Origin of the sequence: Streptomyces sp. CA-146814 (genome assembly GCF_050942385.1) — a bacterium.
Taxonomy (GTDB): Bacteria; Actinomycetota; Actinomycetes; order Streptomycetales; family Streptomycetaceae; genus Streptomyces.
The window spans coordinates 4,965,330-4,982,105 of record NZ_CP192068.1; the positions used below are offsets into that span (position 1 = coordinate 4,965,330).

General features: G+C 70.7%; 18 protein-coding genes. 6 read left to right on the forward strand and 12 right to left on the reverse strand.

Annotation, left to right across the window (positions count from 1 at the left end):
* The first annotated feature begins 11 nt into the window (after positions 1 to 11).
* Positions 12 to 1,004, forward strand: a complete 993-nt coding sequence (gene trpS, locus ACQP09_RS22350) for a tryptophan--tRNA ligase (protein WP_433406712.1) — start codon at positions 12 to 14, stop codon at positions 1,002 to 1,004.
* 102 nt (positions 1,005 to 1,106) lie between these two features.
* Complete coding sequence (locus ACQP09_RS22355; protein WP_404064447.1) at positions 1,107 to 1,697, forward strand: 2'-5' RNA ligase family protein; 591 nt, start codon at positions 1,107 to 1,109, stop codon at positions 1,695 to 1,697.
* Between the two features lie 49 nt (positions 1,698 to 1,746).
* On the opposite strand, the gene ACQP09_RS22360 is transcribed toward ACQP09_RS22355, so the two are convergent.
* On the reverse strand, positions 1,747 to 2,502 hold the full coding sequence (locus tag ACQP09_RS22360; protein ID WP_433402236.1) for a decaprenylphospho-beta-D-erythro-pentofuranosid-2-ulose 2-reductase: 756 nt from the start codon (positions 2,500 to 2,502) through the stop codon (positions 1,747 to 1,749).
* 41 nt (positions 2,503 to 2,543) lie between these two features.
* Positions 2,544 to 3,893 carry an FAD-binding protein gene (locus ACQP09_RS22365; protein ID WP_433402238.1) on the reverse strand — a complete coding sequence of 450 codons (1,350 nt, stop codon included), beginning with the start codon at positions 3,891 to 3,893 and terminating at the stop codon, positions 2,544 to 2,546.
* 186 nt (positions 3,894 to 4,079) lie between these two features.
* Here ACQP09_RS22365 and ACQP09_RS22370 point away from each other — a divergent pair, with 186 nt between their 5' ends.
* Positions 4,080 to 5,033 carry a YihY/virulence factor BrkB family protein gene (locus ACQP09_RS22370; protein ID WP_433402240.1) on the forward strand — a complete coding sequence of 318 codons (954 nt, stop codon included), beginning with the start codon at positions 4,080 to 4,082 and terminating at the stop codon, positions 5,031 to 5,033.
* A 12-nt stretch (positions 5,034 to 5,045) separates the two neighbouring features.
* Here ACQP09_RS22370 and ACQP09_RS22375 read toward each other — a convergent pair whose 3' ends face one another.
* Positions 5,046 to 6,308 carry a D-alanyl-D-alanine carboxypeptidase family protein gene (locus tag ACQP09_RS22375; RefSeq protein ID WP_433402242.1) on the reverse strand — a complete coding sequence of 421 codons (1,263 nt, stop codon included), beginning with the start codon at positions 6,306 to 6,308 and terminating at the stop codon, positions 5,046 to 5,048.
* Between the two features lie 133 nt (positions 6,309 to 6,441).
* Here ACQP09_RS22375 and ACQP09_RS22380 point away from each other — a divergent pair, with 133 nt between their 5' ends.
* The 3 genes from ACQP09_RS22380 (at position 6,442) to ACQP09_RS22390 (ending at position 9,896) form a co-directional block, all read left to right on the forward strand.
* Entirely contained in the window at positions 6,442 to 6,690 is a 249-nt protein-coding gene (locus ACQP09_RS22380) for an SCO4848 family membrane protein (RefSeq protein ID WP_356755865.1), read from the forward strand.
* Positions 6,691 to 6,720: 30 nt separating this feature from the next.
* On the forward strand, positions 6,721 to 8,064 hold the full coding sequence (locus ACQP09_RS22385) for a metallophosphoesterase (RefSeq protein ID WP_433406713.1): 1,344 nt from the start codon (positions 6,721 to 6,723) through the stop codon (positions 8,062 to 8,064).
* Between the two features lie 278 nt (positions 8,065 to 8,342).
* Entirely contained in the window at positions 8,343 to 9,896 is a 1,554-nt protein-coding gene (locus ACQP09_RS22390) for an ABC transporter substrate-binding protein (protein ID WP_433402244.1), read from the forward strand.
* A gap of 22 nt (positions 9,897 to 9,918) precedes the next feature.
* On the opposite strand, the gene ACQP09_RS22395 is transcribed toward ACQP09_RS22390, so the two are convergent.
* From ACQP09_RS22395 to sdhC, 9 genes are all read right to left on the reverse strand, one after another.
* Positions 9,919 to 10,728 (reverse strand): TetR/AcrR family transcriptional regulator, encoded by an 810-nt coding sequence (locus ACQP09_RS22395; RefSeq protein ID WP_433402246.1) that lies wholly within the window; start codon positions 10,726 to 10,728, stop codon positions 9,919 to 9,921.
* 10 nt (positions 10,729 to 10,738) lie between these two features.
* The gene (locus ACQP09_RS22400) at positions 10,739 to 11,170 is read right to left on the reverse strand and encodes a thiol-disulfide oxidoreductase DCC family protein (protein ID WP_433402248.1); all 432 of its coding nucleotides are present in this window, start codon (positions 11,168 to 11,170) and stop codon (positions 10,739 to 10,741) included.
* Positions 11,167 to 11,607: a hypothetical protein gene (locus ACQP09_RS22405; RefSeq protein ID WP_433402250.1), complete on the reverse strand. Its 441-nt coding sequence runs from the start codon at positions 11,605 to 11,607 to the stop codon at positions 11,167 to 11,169. The genes ACQP09_RS22400 and ACQP09_RS22405 overlap by 4 nt, the downstream gene beginning before the upstream one ends.
* A 95-nt stretch (positions 11,608 to 11,702) precedes the next feature.
* Positions 11,703 to 12,524, reverse strand: a complete 822-nt coding sequence (locus ACQP09_RS22410; protein WP_433402252.1) for a hypothetical protein — start codon at positions 12,522 to 12,524, stop codon at positions 11,703 to 11,705.
* A 16-nt stretch (positions 12,525 to 12,540) separates the two neighbouring features.
* Positions 12,541 to 13,179, reverse strand: a complete 639-nt coding sequence (locus tag ACQP09_RS22415) for a hypothetical protein (RefSeq protein WP_433402254.1) — start codon at positions 13,177 to 13,179, stop codon at positions 12,541 to 12,543.
* A 149-nt stretch (positions 13,180 to 13,328) separates the two neighbouring features.
* Positions 13,329 to 14,096, reverse strand: a complete 768-nt coding sequence (locus ACQP09_RS22420; RefSeq protein ID WP_364784215.1) for a succinate dehydrogenase iron-sulfur subunit — start codon at positions 14,094 to 14,096, stop codon at positions 13,329 to 13,331.
* On the reverse strand, positions 14,096 to 15,850 hold the full coding sequence (sdhA, locus tag ACQP09_RS22425) for a succinate dehydrogenase flavoprotein subunit (protein ID WP_433402256.1): 1,755 nt from the start codon (positions 15,848 to 15,850) through the stop codon (positions 14,096 to 14,098). The genes ACQP09_RS22420 and sdhA overlap by 1 nt, the downstream gene beginning before the upstream one ends.
* A gap of 30 nt (positions 15,851 to 15,880) precedes the next feature.
* The gene (locus ACQP09_RS22430) at positions 15,881 to 16,363 is read right to left on the reverse strand and encodes a succinate dehydrogenase hydrophobic membrane anchor subunit (RefSeq protein WP_404064415.1); all 483 of its coding nucleotides are present in this window, start codon (positions 16,361 to 16,363) and stop codon (positions 15,881 to 15,883) included.
* Positions 16,364 to 16,368: 5 nt separating this feature from the next.
* The gene (sdhC, locus tag ACQP09_RS22435; protein ID WP_078625614.1) at positions 16,369 to 16,749 is read right to left on the reverse strand and encodes a succinate dehydrogenase, cytochrome b556 subunit; all 381 of its coding nucleotides are present in this window, start codon (positions 16,747 to 16,749) and stop codon (positions 16,369 to 16,371) included.
* Positions 16,750 to 16,776: the final 27 nt, after the last annotated feature.

The following is a 16,776-nucleotide window of genomic DNA, read 5'->3' on the forward strand; positions in this document are numbered from 1 at the left end:
CCCGGCCCCGTGTGCTCTCCGGGATCCAGCCCACCGCCGGCTCGTTCCACCTCGGCAACTACCTGGGCGCGGTGCGCCAGTGGGTGGCGCTCCAGGAGACGCACGACGCCTTCTACATGGTCGTGGACCTGCACGCGATCACGGTCCCGCAGGACCCCGCCGAGCTGCGCGCCAACACCCGGCTCGCCGTGGCGCAGCTGCTCGCGGCCGGCCTCGACCCGGAGCGGTGCACGCTCTTCGTCCAGAGCCAGGTGCCCGAGCACGCCCAGCTCGGCTGGGTGATGAACTGCCTCACCGGCTTCGGCGAGGCCTCCCGGATGACGCAGTTCAAGGACAAGTCCGCCAAGCAGGGCGCCGACCGCGCCACCGTCGGCCTCTTCACCTACCCGGTCCTCCAGGTCGCCGACATCCTGCTCTACCAGGCCGACCAGGTCCCGGTCGGCGGCGACCAGCGCCAGCACATCGAGCTGACCCGCGACCTCGCGGAGCGGTTCAACGGCCGGTTCGGCCAGACGTTCACCGTCCCGGCTCCGTACATCCTCAAGGAGACGGCGAAGATCCTCGACCTCCAGGACCCGGCGGTCAAGATGAGCAAGTCGGCCTCCACGCCGAAGGGCCTCATCAACCTCCTCGACGACCCGAAGGCCACGGCCAAGAAGGTCAAGAGCGCGGTCACCGACACCGACACGGTGATCCGCTTCGACGAGGAGAAGAAGCCGGGCGTCAGCAACCTGCTCACCATCCTCTCCACCCTCTCGGGCAGCACGGTCGAGGCGCTGGAGGACACGTACGCGGGCAAGGGGTACGGGGCGCTGAAGACCGACCTGGCCGAGGCCATGGTGGAATTCGTCACCCCCTTCCAGGTCCGCACCCGGGAATATCTGGACGACCCGGAGACGCTGGACTCCATCCTGGCCAAGGGAGCGGAGAAGGCCAGGGCCGTCGCCGCCGAGACCCTGGCGCAGACGTACGACCGGATGGGCTTCCTGCCCGCCAAGCACTGAGTCCAAGGACTCTGGCGAGATCACGGCCGAAGGGGCCACACTTGCGGCGGCGGGTCGCGGCGCAAGGCCGGAAATCGACCATCGACGATGGAGGAGAACGACGTGGGGACCGTAACGCTCGGCGTTTCGATCGCGGTCCCGGAGCCCTACGGCAGCCTGCTCCAGGAGCGGCGCGCGAGCTTCGGGGATCCTGCCGCGTACGGCATTCCCACCCATGTCACCCTCATGCCGCCGACCGAGGCGGAGGCGGCCGACCTGCCGGCGATCGAGGCACACCTCGACCGGATCGCCACGGCCGGCCGCCCCTTCCCGATGCGGCTCTCCGGCACCGGCACGTTCCGGCCGCTCTCGCCGGTGGTCTTCGTCCAGGTCGTGGAGGGCGCCTCGGCCTGCTCCTGGCTCCAGAAGCGGGTCCGGGACGCCTCCGGGCCGCTGGTGCGTGAGCTCCAGTTCCCGTACCACCCGCACGTCACCGTGGCGCACGGCATCTCCGAAGAGGCGATGGACCGGGCGTACGCGGAGCTCGCCGACTACGAGGCGGCCTGGACCTGCGGCTCCTTCGCGCTGTACGAACAGGGCGCGGACGCCGTCTGGCGCAAGCTCCGCGACTTCCCGTTCGGATCCGGAGGCGGCACCCCCGCCGTCCCGGCCCAGGGCGGCTACTCGGTCGACGCGCCGTCGCTGCGCCCCTGACCCGCTGACCTCGATGCGCCCCTGATCCGCCGGTCCGGGGCGCAGGCGGTCACACCGGCAGCCGCCGGAACAGCGGCCGCGGCACATGCCGCAGCGCCGACATCACCACCCGCAGCGAGCCGGGCACCCACACCGTCTCCGACCGCCGCCGCAGCCCCGTCACGATCGCTCCGGCCACCGCCTCCGGAGTGGTGGCGAACGGTTGCTCCGGCTGCCCGGCCATGGCCCGCGTCCGTACGGTTCCGGGGCGCACGACCAGCACCTGTACGCCGGTGCCCTGGAGCGCGTCCCCGAGCCCCTGCGCGAAGACGTCGAGCCCGGCCTTGCTGGAGCCGTAGATGAAGTCGGCCCGCCGGGCGCGCTCACCGGCCACCGAGGAGAGCACCACCAGCGATCCGTGCCCCTGCGCCTGGAGTGCGCCCGCGCACACCAGCCCGGCCGAGACCGCCCCGGTGTAGTTGGTCTGCGCGACCCGCACGGCGGCGAGCGGCTCCTCCTCGTCGCGGCCCTGGTCCCCGGCGATCCCGAACGCCAGCAGCACCACATCGATGTCGCCCTCCGCGAAGACCTTGCCGAGCACCTCCTCGTGCGTGCCGGGGTCCAGCGCGTCGAAGGCGACCGTACGCACGTCGGCGCCCCGGTCGCGCAGCTCGGCGGCGGCCGCGTCCAGGGCGGGGGAGGGGCGGCCGGCCAGCCAGACCCGGCGGGTGCGCAGGGCGATCAGGCGGCGCGCGGTGGCGAGGGCGATCTCGGAGGTGCCGCCGAGGACGAGTAGGGACTGCGGGGCACCGAAGGCGTCCTTCACGGAACACTCCTGTTTCACGGGGTAGGGGCGGTGTGGGTACGTCACAGGTCGAGCCGGCGCGCCAGGTCCGAGCGGAACGCCTCCGTCGGGTCCAGCTCCGCCCGCAGCGCCCGGAACTCCGCGAGGCGCGGGTACATCGAGGCCGCCGTCTCCGGCCGGATCCGCGCGTCCTGCGCCAGGCAGACCCGGCCCCCGGCCGCCGCCACCTCCTCGTCCAGCCCGTCCAGGAAGCGGCCGAGGCCGGGCAGGGCGGCGGGCAGGTCGACGGCGAGGGTCCAGCCGGGCACGGGGAACGACAGCCAGCCGGGCGAGGACGCCCCGAACCGCTGGAGTTCGGCGCCGAAGGCGGGGCAGCGCCGGGCCGCGATCCGCCGCACGACGCGGTGCAGCGTCTCCTCCTGCCCGTACCCGACCGTGAACCGGTAGCGCACGAGCCCGGCGCGGCCGTGCAGTCGGCTCGCGTCGGGGAGGGCGTCCAGCGGGTGGAAGAAGGCGGTGGCGGTGCGGAGCTCGCCGGTCCGGGAGCGGGGCGCACTCCGGTAGCGCACCTCGTTGAGGAGGGCGGCGGAGGCCCGGCCCAGCAGTCCGGCGGGGAGGAGCGGTGCCGTGGGGCGGTGGTCCGTGCGCGGGGCGCGCATCGTGCGCCGGGCGTGCGCCGGTGGCACAGAAGGGGGCGCGTGCTCCCCTCGGGTCAGGATGCCGCGTCCGGCGGCCCGGCCCCGGGCGAGGAGGTCGATCCAGGCGGAGGCGTACGGCGTACGGTCGCTGCCGCCCGCCGTGAACCGGGCCAGCAGGTCGTCCAGGTCCACCGCCCGCTCGGTGGAGACGGCGATCAGCGGCGAGGCCACGCGCCGCAGGCGGAGGGTGGCGGAGAGGACCACACCGGTCAGCCCGAGGCCGCCGGTGGTCGCGTCGAAGAGGGCGGTGCCGGGCGTCACCGTACGCACCTCGCCGTCGGCCGTGAGGAGCTCCAGGCTGTCGACGTACCGGGCGAGCGAACCGGCGGCCGGGTGGTCGCGGCCGTGCACGTCGGAGCCGATCGCACCGCCGACCGTGATCCGGCCCGTACCCGGCACGACCGGCGGGAACAGGCCGCGCGGCAGCAGGGTCCGCTCCAGCCGTTCCAGGGTCACGCCCGCGTCGCAGCGGACCGTCCCGGCCGCCTCGTCCAGGGCGCGGACCCGGTCCAGGCCGGTCATGTCGAGCACCGAGCCGCCCGCGTTCTGCGCCGCGTCACCGGCCGCCCGCCCGAGCCCCCGGGCCAGCGCGCCCCGGGGCCCGCGGCCCCGGACCACGGCAGCCGCTTCCTCGTACGTACGGGGGCGGAACCGTACGGCGGTGGTCGGGGCGGTGCGGCCCCAGCCGGTCAAGGACACCGTGTCGACGGACATGCCCGTGACCGTAGCCCTGGGCGTATCGTCCGCGAAAACCTATTCGTACCTTTTGTTACACCGCTCACCGGAACGGGTGAGGGATCGCGTGTCAGCGGCACGGGCGATGGGCCTTCCGGACGCGTCCGGAAGAGTGCCCGGTGCGGCCCGCAGGTTTTCCGGGCCCGGGAGGGTACGCGTAGGTCCATGGACTGGCTCAAGAAACTCCCCGTCGTGGGGCCGCTCGTCTCCCGGCTGATGAAGACGCACGCCTGGCGCTCCTACGAGCGGCTGGAGAAGGTCCACTGGGCCAGGCTCGCCGCCGCGATCACCTTCATCAGCTTCCTGGCGCTCTTCCCGCTGATCGCGGTCGGCGCGGCGATCGCGGCCGCGCTGCTGAGCGACCAACAGCTGGACACCATCAAGGACAAGCTCGCCGAGCAGGTGCCGGGCATCTCCGACCAGCTCGGCATCGACACCCTGGTGGCCAACGCGGGCACGGTCGGACTGGTGGCCGGTGCGCTGCTGCTGTTCACGGGCGTCGGCTGGATCGGCTCGATGCGGGAGTGCCTGCGCGCGGTCTGGGAGCTGGACGACGTCCAGGAGGCCAACCCGGTCGTCGCCAAGCTCAAGGACGCCGTCCTGCTGGTCGGCCTCGGCGGCGCGGCGCTCGCCACGCTGGCGGTCTCCACCGTCGGGACGACGGCCGTCGGCTGGACCGCCGACCAGCTCGGCATCCCCGAGGGCGGCGCGGGCGGCATCCTGCTCCGGCTGGCGGCCCTGGTGGTCGCGGTCCTCGCCGACTTCCTGCTGATCCTCTACCTGCTGACGCTGCTGCCCGGCGTCGAGCCGCCCCGGCGCCGGCTGGTGGTCGCGGCGCTGGTCGGCGCGGTCGGCTTCGAGCTGCTCAAGCTGCTGCTCGGCAGCTATATGAAGGGGGTCGCGGGCAAGAGCATGTACGGCGCGTTCGGCGTCCCGATCGCGCTGATGCTGTGGATCAACTTCTCCGCGAAGCTGCTGCTGTTCTGCGCCGCCTGGACCGCGACCGGGTCCAAGGAGGAGGAGCTGGGCGACGGTGACGGCGAGGGCGACGAGGACGTGAAGGCGAAGGCGGAGCCGGAGGCCGCTCAGGAGGCCGGCGGCTCCACCCGGGCCTCCTGAGCCGGTCCCGCGTCAGTCCTGCGGCGGGCGGCGGCTCAGACCCGGCACCGGCCAGCGCCGGTTGACCAGGAACACCCCGGCCGCCAGGACCACCAGCAAGCCGCCGACGACCGCCAGGGCGATACCGGCCCCGCCGGACTCCTGCCCCGCGGTCGCGGCGTGCGCGGCCTTCGCCTGGCCGCCGGAGCCCTGGTCCGCCCCGGCCGCCGGGTGCACGCCCTTGCCACCGTCCACGTTCCCGGTGTCCAGCGACCTCGGCGGCACCAGCTGGCCGACCGGGGTCACCTTGCCGCTCGCGGCGAAGCCCCAGTCGAGCAGGTGGGCGGCCTCCTTGTAGACGGCGTGGCTCTCCTCCGCCGACGGGTTCATGACCGTGACCAGCAGCACCCGGCCGTTGCGCTCGGCGACCCCGGTGAACGTGGAGCCCGCGTGGGTCGTGTAGCCGTTCTTGACGCCCGCGATGCCCTTGTACGGGTCGACGCCGATGTCCCCGGTGATCAGCCGGTTGGTGTTCTGGATCTCGAAGCTCTCGCGCTTCTTCCCCTTCTTCTTCTGACCGGGGAAGTCGGCGGAGGCCGTGGCCGCGTACTCGCGGAAGTCCTTCTTCTGCATGCCGCTGCGGGCGATCAGCGTCAGGTCGTAGGCGCTGGAGACCTGGCCCGGCGCGTCGTACCCGTCCGGCGAGACCACCGTCGTGTCCAGCGCCTGGAGCTCCTCGGCGTGCTTCTGCATCGCGGCCACCGTCTTCGGGACGCCGCCGTACATCTCCGAGAGCACGTGCACCGCGTCGTTGCCCGACCGCAGGAAGACGCCGAGCCACAGGTCGTGGACCGAGTACGTGTGGTCCTCCTTGATGCCCACCAGACTGCTGCCCTCGCCGACCCCCGCCAGGTCGGTCTCCTTCACCGTGTGGGTCAGGGAGGTGGGCTGGAGCGCGGGCAGCACCGTGTCCGCGAACAGCATCTTGAGGGTGGAGGCGGGCGGCAGCCGCCAGTGCGCGTTGTGCGCGGCCAGGATGTCGCCGCTCTCCGCGTCCGCGACGACCCATGAGCGGCCGGACAGCTTCTTCGGCAGCACCGGTGCGCCGGGGCCCAGGTTCACCTGGGCACCCGTCTTGGCGAGCTGCTCCCCGCCCAGGCTCGACATGGTGCTCGGCGGCTTGGGCTGCTTGTCGTCCTTCTTGTCCTTGTCGGCCGCGTGCGCGGGGGTGAGGGCAAGACTCGACAGCAGGGCGGCGGAGATGACCGTAGAAGCGATCTTTTTCAGAGCAGGCACGGTCGAAAAAGTACAGGGCGAAGATGTGGATGAGGACCCGGACCGGCTGACCCGCCGGAGCGGTGGCCGGGACTGCCCCTTTCGGACGCCACCCCGGGCGAGGGCCCCGGAGGGTGGCGGCGATACTGGACCCATGAAGCTCAGCCGCCCCGCCTCCTGGTTCCTGCTCGTCTTCGGGGTGTGGAGCTGGTTCATCTGGATCACTTTCGTCAAGAACCTGTGGCAGGACGGCAGCGGGCTCGCGTTCGACGACGCGGGTGAGCCGACCGGGTACTTCTGGGTGCACCTGCTGCTCGCCATCACGTCCTTTCTTCTGGGGACGGTGGTCGGTGCGATCGGGTTGCGTGGCGTCCGGGCTTTGCGCGACGAGCGCGCACGATGAGAAGAACGTAGGTAGGCACGGATGGCAGCAGTGATCTTCGTCCTGGTGGCGCTCGTGGTGCTGGCGCTGCTCGCGAGCGTGCACCGCTATGTGTGGCGCCGGTTCGTCGGTGACACGACGGCACCCGGCAGCACGCTGCGCAAGGTGGGTACCGTCGCCGCCTTCGTCCTGCCGCTCCTGAGCGTCGGAGCCATGACCTCCGGCCGGATAGGCGCGCCGTTCTGGCTTCAGCAGGTGCTGGCCTGGCCCGGGTTCCTGTGGCTGGCCTGCCTGATGTACCTGACGCTGGCCCTGCTGGTCGGCGAGGTCGTCCGCCCGCTCCTGACCCGTGTGCTCGCCCGGCGCGACGCGGCGGCCGCCGCCGGAACCACCGTGGCGCTGCCTCAGGAGGCCGTGGCGCCGACAGCGAGCGGAAGCCACATCCGTACGGAAGAACTCGTCCCGGCAGGCCAGGACACCGCCACCACCCCGGCCGATCCGGCACCCACGCCCACTCCGCCCGCAGACCCGGCACCGGCCGACCCCGCGCCCGCCCCCGCCGTCGCCCTCCCCTCCCGCCGTCTCTTCGTCTCCCGGGTCGTCGGCGGTGCCGCGGCCGCCGCGGGCCTCGCCACCGTCGGGTACGGGACGGCCGACGTGCTGCGCGGGCCGAGCGTCAAGCGCGTCACCGTGCCGCTGGCCAAACTGCCGCGCGCGGCCCACGGCTTCCGTATCGCCGTGGTCAGCGACATCCACATCGGCCCGATCCTCGGCCGCGCCCACACCCGGCGCATCGTCGACACGATCAACTCCACCTCGCCGGACCTGGTCGCCGTCGTCGGCGACCTCGTCGACGGCTCGGTGGCCGAGCTCGGCTCCGCCGCCGAACCGCTGGCCGGGCTGCGGGCCCGGCACGGCAGCTTCTTCGTCACCGGCAACCACGAGTACTTCTCCGGCGCGGAGCAGTGGGTGAACCACGTCCGCGAGCTCGGGCTGATCCCGCTGGAGAACGCCCGGGTGGAGATGGGCGGGTTCGACCTCGCCGGGGTCAACGACATCGCCGGCGAGACCGAGGGCCAGGGCCCCGACTTCGTCCGCGCGCTCGGCGACCGGGACCGCTCCCGGGCCGCCGTCCTCCTCGCGCACCAGCCCGTCGTCATCCACGACGCCGTCGAGCACGGCGTCGACCTCCAGCTCTCCGGCCACACCCACGGCGGACAGCTCTGGCCGGGCAACTACCTCGCCGAGCTGGCCAACCCGACCGTCGCCGGGCTCGAACAGTACGGCGACACCCAGCTGTTCGTCTCGCGCGGCGCGGGCGCCTGGGGCCCGCCGGTACGGGTCGGCGCTCCGGCCGACATCACCGTCGTCGAACTCGCCTCGCGCCAGGCCTGAATCCCCGCCTCCCGCCTGTGCGGGCGTTGCCGTTGCGATCATGCGATCTTCAACTAAACCGAACCGTAACGTCACGCTCCGCTACGTGAATCCGCAGGTGAGAGGCGGGAAACAGCCTTTTCGGACACCCCGAGTCGAACGTGTCCAACAAAAGGCTGTGAGTGCCCCATTTACTCTTCCAGATGTGAAAATCGTGTGATTGGGTAAGCGCGAACGTGCGGCAGTGTGCGTGTCTGAGCGCAACTGCCGTGGTGGGGCTGGTAAGGGAGAGCACGGCAATGCGGTCGGTCCGGGTACGGATTCTCGCGATTTTCGCGGTTTTGGTCATCGCAGGCGTCGGCGCCTGGCAACTGCTCCCCTCAGGGGAGGGGAAGACCGACGCGATCACGGTCGGGACGTCGGACATCGTGACCTCGCTGGACCCGGCCGGCGCGTACGACGCGGGTTCCTGGGCGATCTACAGCAACATCTACCAGTCGCTGATGACCTTCAAGCCCGGCGCCATCGTGCCGGAGCCGGACGCCGCGGAGAGCTGCGCGTTCGTCGGCCAGAAGCTCCAGACGTACCAGTGCAAGCTCCGTGACGACCTGACGTTCTCCAACGGCCGGAAGATCACCGCCAAGGACGTCAAGCACTCCTTCGACCGGATCTTCGCGATCAAGTCGGACGTCGGTCCCTCGGGTCTCTTCCCGACGCTCGACACGGTCTCCACCGAGGGCCGCACGATCACGTTCAACCTGTCCGGCAAGGACGCGACCTTCCCGCAGAAGCTCGCCACCGGCGCCGCGGCGATCGTCGACTCGACCAAGTACCCCAAGGACGAGCTCCGCAAGGGCAACCAGGTCGACGGCTCCGGCCCGTACGTCCTCAAGTCGTACGAGCCGAACGCCCGCGCCGAGCTGGTGCCGAACCTCAAGTACAAGGGCGCGCTCAAGAAGATCGGCGAAGCGGTCGACATCCGCTACTTCACGGCGTCCGAGGACCTGCTGGCGGCCTGGAACAGCGGCGACGTCGACATCGCCCACCGCCAGCTGCCGTCCTCCAAGCTCGCGGAGCTGGACGAGGGCGACCCGGAGCTGCGCGTGACCGAGGCGGCCAGCGCCGAGATCCGCAACATCATCTTCAACACCCGCAAGGACTCGCCGTTCGGGAAGAAGAAGGTCCGCCAGGCCGTCGCCGCGCTCCTGGACCGGGGCCCGCTGGTCAGCAAGGTCTACCAGGGCACGGTCGAGCCGCTGTACTCGCTGATCCCCACCGGCTACATCGGGCACAGCACCCCCTTCTTCGACGCCTACCCGTCCTCCGACCCCAAGCGCGCCGAGAAGCTCCTCGACGAGGCCGGCATCCAGACGCCGGTGGCCGTCAACTTCGCCTACCGCGAAGGCGACATGTACACCAAGGAGACCGCCGAGCTCCGTCGCCAGCTGGAGAAGGACGGCCTCTTCGAGGTCTCGGTCAAGGCCGTGGAGTGGACGCGGTACCAGAAGGGTTACGCGGCCGGTGAGTACGACATGTACACCGTCGGCTGGTTCCCCGACTTCCCGGACCCCGACACCTTCAGCCAGCCGCTCGTCGGCACCGGCAACGTCCTGCACAGCGGCTACTCCAGCAAGAAGATGGACCAGCTGATCGCCGCCACGCAGCAGTTCAGCGACCGCGGCCGCACCTCCAACGACTTCAAGGAGATGCAGAAGCTGGTCGGCGAGGACGTCCCGCTGCTGCCGCTCTGGCAGAAGAAGGACTACGTCGTCGCCAAGACGGACGTCGCCGGCTCCCAGTACCTCTCCGACGGCACCGGCTTCTGGCGCCTGTGGGAGCTCAGCTGGATCTGACGCACCCGCCCGGAGCGGCCGGTCAGCCGGCCGCCCCGGGCCGCGTCCCGTCCGGGGCGGCGGAGGCCGGGGCCTCGCCGCCCGGCATGAACTCCACCAGCAGCGCGTGAACCTGCCGTACGAGCGGTCGCAGCACCCGGAAGCGGGAGAGCCCGATCGCGCGTGCGGCGATCGGCGCGGTGCGCTCGACGAGCCGCCGGCTGCGCTCCGCGCCCGGTGAGCGGTCGTACACCCAGAACAGCACCAGCCCCATCTGCATCAGCCAGAGCAACTCGGGGAGCAGCGGCGACAGTTCGGGATCGCTCTTGGTGTCCGAACCGGCGAGGGCCTGGCGGTGGATGGCGATCGCCCCATCGCGGGCCGCCACCGACTCGTCGGAGAACGGCGAGAGCGGACTGTCCGGGTCGGCCGCGTTCTTGAAGAACTGGGCGGCGAACCGGTGGTACGGCTCCGCCACCTCCAGCCAGACCAGCAGCACGCCCCGGATCCGGCCGGCCAGCTCCGCCTCGTCCGCCAGGACGGGCCGCACCGCCGCCGCGTGCTCACCGGCGATGCGGTCGTAGAAGCCCTGGACCAGGTGCTCCTTGGAGGAGAAGTAGTAGTAGGCGTTCCCGGTGGAGACGCCCGCCTCCTGCGCGATGGCCCGCATCGTCGTCTTGTCGTAGCCGCGCTCGGCGAAGAGCCTGAGCGCCGTTTCGAGAATCAGCGTGCGGGTCTGCTCGCTCTTCGCCGCCTTGCCGGCCGGGACGGCTTTGCCGGCCGGAGCGGTCCTGTCGGCCTTGGCGGGCTTCGCGGCCCCGTTCTCCTGCACGTTCTTCTCTTCCTTCACCACGGGCCCAAGGTTAGCGGGGAGCCCACTGGGCACCCGGCGGTACCGGGCACGCCTGGCCCGGACCGCAGCGCGGAGCCGTCGCCGCCCGGTACCTCGCCGCGGCGAGCACGGTCCCCCGGGCGAACGGCGCTCCGGCCGGAGTGGTCAGCCAGTGGGCCTTGGAACGGTACTTCGCCAGCGCCCAGAGGCAGACGATCCAGGCGGAGGTCCCTCGGTAGACCTGCCCGAGGTCGCCGACGACGGTGATCTCCTCGTACGTGGAGGCGGGGTCCAGCTCCGGGAACCGCCGCCGCGCCTCGGCCGATCCGGCCGGTACGAGGTCCAGCGGGACGAGCTGGCGCTGGCGGCCGAGCCAGTGCCGCAGGTGCGTGCAGAGCGGGCACTGCGCGTCGTAGAGGACGGTGAGCCGGCGGACCGGAGCGGCGGCGGTCACCGGGCTCACTGCCCCGGCGTCGGCGCGGGCGCGGCCCACGGGCCCGGCGCACCCGGCCTGGTCCAGCCCTGCGGCGGTACGGGCGGGGTCTGCTCGCGCTCCAGTGCGCTGCGGCGCCGGATGCGGCTGAGCACGTACACATTGCCCAGGTGCATCACGCCGAGCACCAGCAGGACCACACCGACCTTCACCGAGAGCGCCTCGAACAGCTCGCGGGCGTTCGCGACCCCGTCGGCGTTCTTCAGGTAGAGCGTGACGAAGCCGAGGTTGACCAGGTAGAAGCCGACCACCAGCAGGTGGTTGACGGCTTCGGCGAGCTTCTCGTTGCCGTGCAGCACGTCGGCGAGGAAGATCCTGCCGTTACGGCTGAGGGTGCGGGCGACCCAGACGGTGAGCGCCACGCTGATCAGCAGGTAGAGGACGTACGCGACCACGGTGAGGTCCATGCCCGACTCTCCTTTGAACGTGTTCAAAACTGCTTGTGGGCATGACTGTAGCCCCCTTATTGAACATGTTCAAGAAGGGGGCTACAGGGTGTCCGTCAGAGAGCCTTGGGCAGCGGCACGGGCTCCTCCACCGGCTCCGGCGGCTCGGTCAGCGCGTCCGTAATCTCCGCGCGCAGCGCCTCACCGCGCAGCGGCACCACCTCCGCCAGCATCTCGGCCCACCCCTCCACCGAGGAGTCCACCGCCTCCCGGAACCCCCGCTCGACCGGCCTCCGCGCGAAGGCCAGCGCCACCCCGGCGACCGGCCGCAGCAGCCACCGCCCGCGCACGGTCAGCACGACGGAGACCCGCCAGGAGCCGTCCTCGGCCGGGCGCGGGGTCACCGTCAGACGGGCCTTGCCCAGCCGGTGCACCGCCCGGCCGACGACCGGCGCGCGGGCCGCCGGAGGCGCCGAGAGCGGCTGGTCCAGCGCCGCCCACCAGGCGCGCAGGTCGACCTTGGCACGGCCCGAGAAGCGGTACAGCGAACCGCCCTCCGGGTTGTGCCCGTCGAGCGACACCTCCAGCTCCCTGGGCGTCCGGGGCTCGCGCACCCGCACGCCCACCCGCATGGACATGCCCTCCTCCGCCACCAGGCTCTCCAGCTCGACGGTCCGGGAGGGCCGCCACTCCCGCAGGACGGTGGCCTCCGGGGCGCCGTCCCGGTCCGTCCCGGGTATCTCCCCGTACCGCGCCCCCGACTCCAGATGGCGCCCCTTCAGCAGCCGGAGGCCGTGGATCGGGCGGCCGTCGGGCAGCAGGATCGCGCCGCCCCGCTCCCGGGAGGCGTCGAAGAGGTCCACCACATGGCCGGCGGCCTCCTCGAACCAGTGGCGGTCCAGCGCGGCGACGGTGACGGTGTGCTCGAAACGTGCCATGACATCGGCCCGCCGCTCAGGCGCTCATCGAGCGGGCCTGGTTGACCTGGCCCATCACGGCGGGAAAGGTGTGCGGGCCCATCGCCGGGATCATCGTGCCGTGGTGGCGGCCGCCGCTGACGACCGTGACCTGCACGAAGCCGACGGTCCGCTTCTCCTTCATCAGCAGGAAGAGCAGGCCGACCAGGCAGAACAGCGCGAAGACGATCGCCAGCACGATCGCGTGCGCCGGGATCTTCTCCTCGGTGCGCGACATGTCGGTGGCCGTCCAGACCGCGCCCTTGAGCGGCATCGTCCCCGACGGCGTGACGATCGCGCCGCTCATGACGGTGATGTCGCCGATCGACAGCACCGGGACACCACCCTGACCCGGCACGCCCTGGGCCACGGGGAGGTACTGGCCCGGCATCGTGGGCTGGCCCGGATGCGGATACCCGTACCCCGGTCCCGGCTCGGTCGCCGACTCGGGAAGCGGCTGCGGATAGCCGTACGCGGGCGTGGCACCCGGCGGCGGATACCCGTACGCCTGACCGTCGGCCACCGTCGGCGGGTGGCCGGGGTGCTGGGGGTGGCCGGGGTGCTGCGGGTGGCCGGGCTGCTGCTGGGGAGGACCCCACTTGTACGCGTCGCCCGCGTACGGATTCGGCTCGCTCATGGGGATCCCCGTTCTCTGCGCGGCTTTCAGCTCCGCACGACCGTACCGCCCATATCGCCCGGACGCAGCAACGGGCCCCGCCCGCCGGGGTCATGACGACGACGGCGGACGGGGCCCGTGAAGGCGGTGCGCTGGGATGCGCGCGGGGATCAGAAGCGACGCGTGATGAGCGCGCGCTTGACCTCCTGGATCGCCTTGGTGACCTCGATGCCACGCGGGCAGGCGTCCGTGCAGTTGAACGTCGTACGGCAACGCCACACGCCGTCACGGTCGTTGAGGATCTCCAGCCGCTGCTCGCCGCCCTCGTCGCGCGAGTCGAAGATGAAGCGGTGCGCGTTGACGATCGCCGCCGGGCCGAAGTACTGGCCGTCGTTCCAGAACACCGGGCACGAGGACGTGCACGCGGCGCACAGGATGCACTTGGTGGTGTCGTCGAACCGCTCGCGGTCCTCGGGGGACTGCAGGCGCTCACGGGTCGGCTCGTTCCCCTTGGTGATGAGGAAGGGCATGACGTCGTGGTACGCCTGGAAGAACGGGTCCATGTCGACCACGAGGTCCTTGAGGACCGTGAGGCCCTTGATGGCCTCCACCATGATCGGCTTGTCCGGGTTGATGTCCTTGATCAGCGTCTTGCAGGCGAGCCTGTTCTTGCCGTTGATCCGCATCGCGTCGGAACCGCAGATGCCGTGGGCGCAGGAACGGCGGAACGTCAGGGTTCCGTCGAGCTCCCACTTGATCTTGTGAAGGGCGTCGAGGACACGCTCCTTCGGGTCGATCTCGATCTGGAAGTCCTGCCACTGGACCTCGTCCGACACCTCGGGGTTGAAGCGGCGGATCCGGAACGTGGCCGTGATGAACGGCGAGTCGGCGAAGCCGGCCTCGGCGTTGCCGGTCTTGTCCAGGGTGGGGGTAGCCATCAGTACTTACGCTCCATCGGCTGGTAGCGGGTCGTGACGACCGGCTTGTAGTCGAGCCGGATCGACTCGGAGCCGTCATCCGCGACCTCGCGGTACGCCATGGTGTGGCGCATGAAGTTGACGTCGTCGCGGTTGGGGTAGTCCTCGCGGTAGTGACCGCCGCGGGACTCCTTGCGGGCGAGCGCAGAGGTCGCCATGACCTCGGCCAGGTCGAGCAGGTTGCCCAGCTCGATGGCCTCCAGCAGGTCGGTGTTGAACCGCTTGCCCTTGTCCTGGATGGACACGTTCAGGTAGCGCTCGCGCAGCTCGGCGATCTTCTCGACCGCCGTCTTGATGGTCTGCTCGGTGCGGAACACCATCACGTTGGCGTCCATGCACTCCTGGAGCTCCGTGCGCAGCGCGGCGACGCGCTCGGTGCCGGTGGAGTTGCGCAGCCGCTCCACCTGGTCGGCGACCAGCTGGGCCGGGTTCTCGGGAAGCTCGACGAAGTCGCTCTTCACCGCGTACTCGGCGGCCGCGATGCCGGAGCGCTTGCCGAAGACGTTGATGTCGAGCAGCGAGTTGGTGCCCAGGCGGTTGGCGCCGTGCACGGAGACACAGGCGACCTCGCCGGCGGCGTACAGGCCCGGGACGACGGTGGTGTTGTCGGCCAGCACCTCGCCCTCGACGTTGGTCGGGATGCCGCCCATGGCGTAGTGCGCGGTCGGCTGGATCGGGATCGGGTCCGTGTAGGGCTCGATGCCGAGGTACGTCCGCGCGAACTCGGTGATGTCCGGGAGCTTGGCGTCCAGCTGCTCCGGCGGCAGGTGGGTGAGGTCCAGGTACACGTGGTCACCGGCGGGACCGCAGCCGCGGCCCTCACGGATCTCCGTGTAGATGGAGCGGGACACGACGTCACGGGACGCGAGGTCCTTCATGACGGGCGCGTACTTCTCCATGAAGCGCTCGCCGTCCTTGTTGCGGAGGATGCCGCCCTCACCACGGGCGCCCTCCGTCAGCAGGATGCCCATGCGCCAGATGCCCGTCGGGTGGAACTGGAAGAACTCCATGTCCTCCAGCGGCAGACCGCGCCGGTAGCAGGCGGCCTGGCCGTCACCGGTCAGGGTGTGGGCGTTCGACGTCACCTTGAAGAACTTGCCGGTGCCGCCGGAGGCGTAGATGACCGACTTCGCCTGGAAGACGTGGATCTCGCCGGTCGCCAGCTCGTACGCGACGACGCCGGCGGACTTCTTGACCCCGTCGACCTCGGTGATCAGCTGGTCCAGGACGTAGAACTCGTTGAAGAACTCCACACCCTCCTTGACGCAGTTCTGGTACAGCGTCTGGAGGATCATGTGGCCGGTGCGGTCGCCCGAATAGCAGGCGCGACGGACCGGGGCCTCGCCGTGGCTACGGGTGTGACCACCGAAGCGGCGCTGGTCGATGCGGCCCTCGGGCGTGCGGCCGAACGGCAGGCCCATCTTCTCCAGGTCGAGGACGGCGTCGATGGCCTCCTTCGCGAGGATCTCGGCGGCGTCCTGGTCGACCAGGTAGTCGCCGCCCTTGATCGTGTCGAAGGTGTGCCACTCCCAGTTGTCCTCCTCCACGTTGGCCAGCGCGGCGGCCATGCCGCCCTGCGCGGCGCCCGTGTGGGAGCGGGTGGGGTAGAGCTTCGTCAGCACGGCGGTACGGCTGCGCTTGGTCGACTCGATGGCCGCGCGCATGCCGGCGCCGCCGGCGCCGACGATGACGGTGTCGTACTTGTGGATCTGCATGGTTTTCCTCTGGTCCCTCTGTCCCGGCGCCTAGCGGATGTTCGGGTCGAAGGTGAAGATCACCAGCGTGCCCAGCAGGACGGTGAACACCGTGGCGGTGTACAGGAGCATCTTCAGCCAGAAGCGGGTCCTGTCCCGTTCGGCGTAGTCGTTGATGACCGTGCGCAGGCCGTTGCCGCCGTGGAGCATGGCGAGCCACAGCATGATGAGGTCCCAGGCCTGCCAGAACGGCGAGGCCCAGCGGCCCGCCACGAAGGCGAAGCCGATCTTGGAGACGCCGCCGTCGAGCACCAGCTGGATCAGCAGGTGGCCGATGACGAGGACGGTCAGGAGGATGCCCGACAGGCGCATGAAGAGCCAGGCGTACATCTCGAAGTTGGTGCGCGATCCCTTGGGCGTCTTGCCGGTCCGCTTGCGCGGCGGCTCGATCACCGGGGCCGGGTTGTCGACGTCGTAGAGGCTCACGCTCTCCACGTCGCCGATCGCGGCTGCGGAAGAAGTCTCGCTGGACATGGGCCTCAGCTCCCGAAGACGTCGCGTACGGCGTGACCGAGGACGGGGTACAGGGCCCCGACCATCAGCACGATCCAGATGCCCATCACGGTCCAGAGCATCTGCTTCTGGAGTCGCGGGCCCTTGGCCCAGAAGTCCACGGCGATGATCCGGAGACCGTTCAGCGCGTGGAAGAGAATCGCGGCCACGAGGCCGTATTCGAGGAGCGCGACGATCGGCGTCTTGTACGTGGCCACGACTTCGTCGTAGGCCTCGGGGGAGACGCGGACGAGAGCGGTGTCCAGGACATGTACGAACAGGAAGAAGAAAATGAGGACACCGGTGACTCGATGAGCCACCCAGGACCACATGCCTTCCCGGCCGCGGTACAGCGTTCCAGCCGGCACGGAAGAACCCTCCGGGAGCGGGGATTG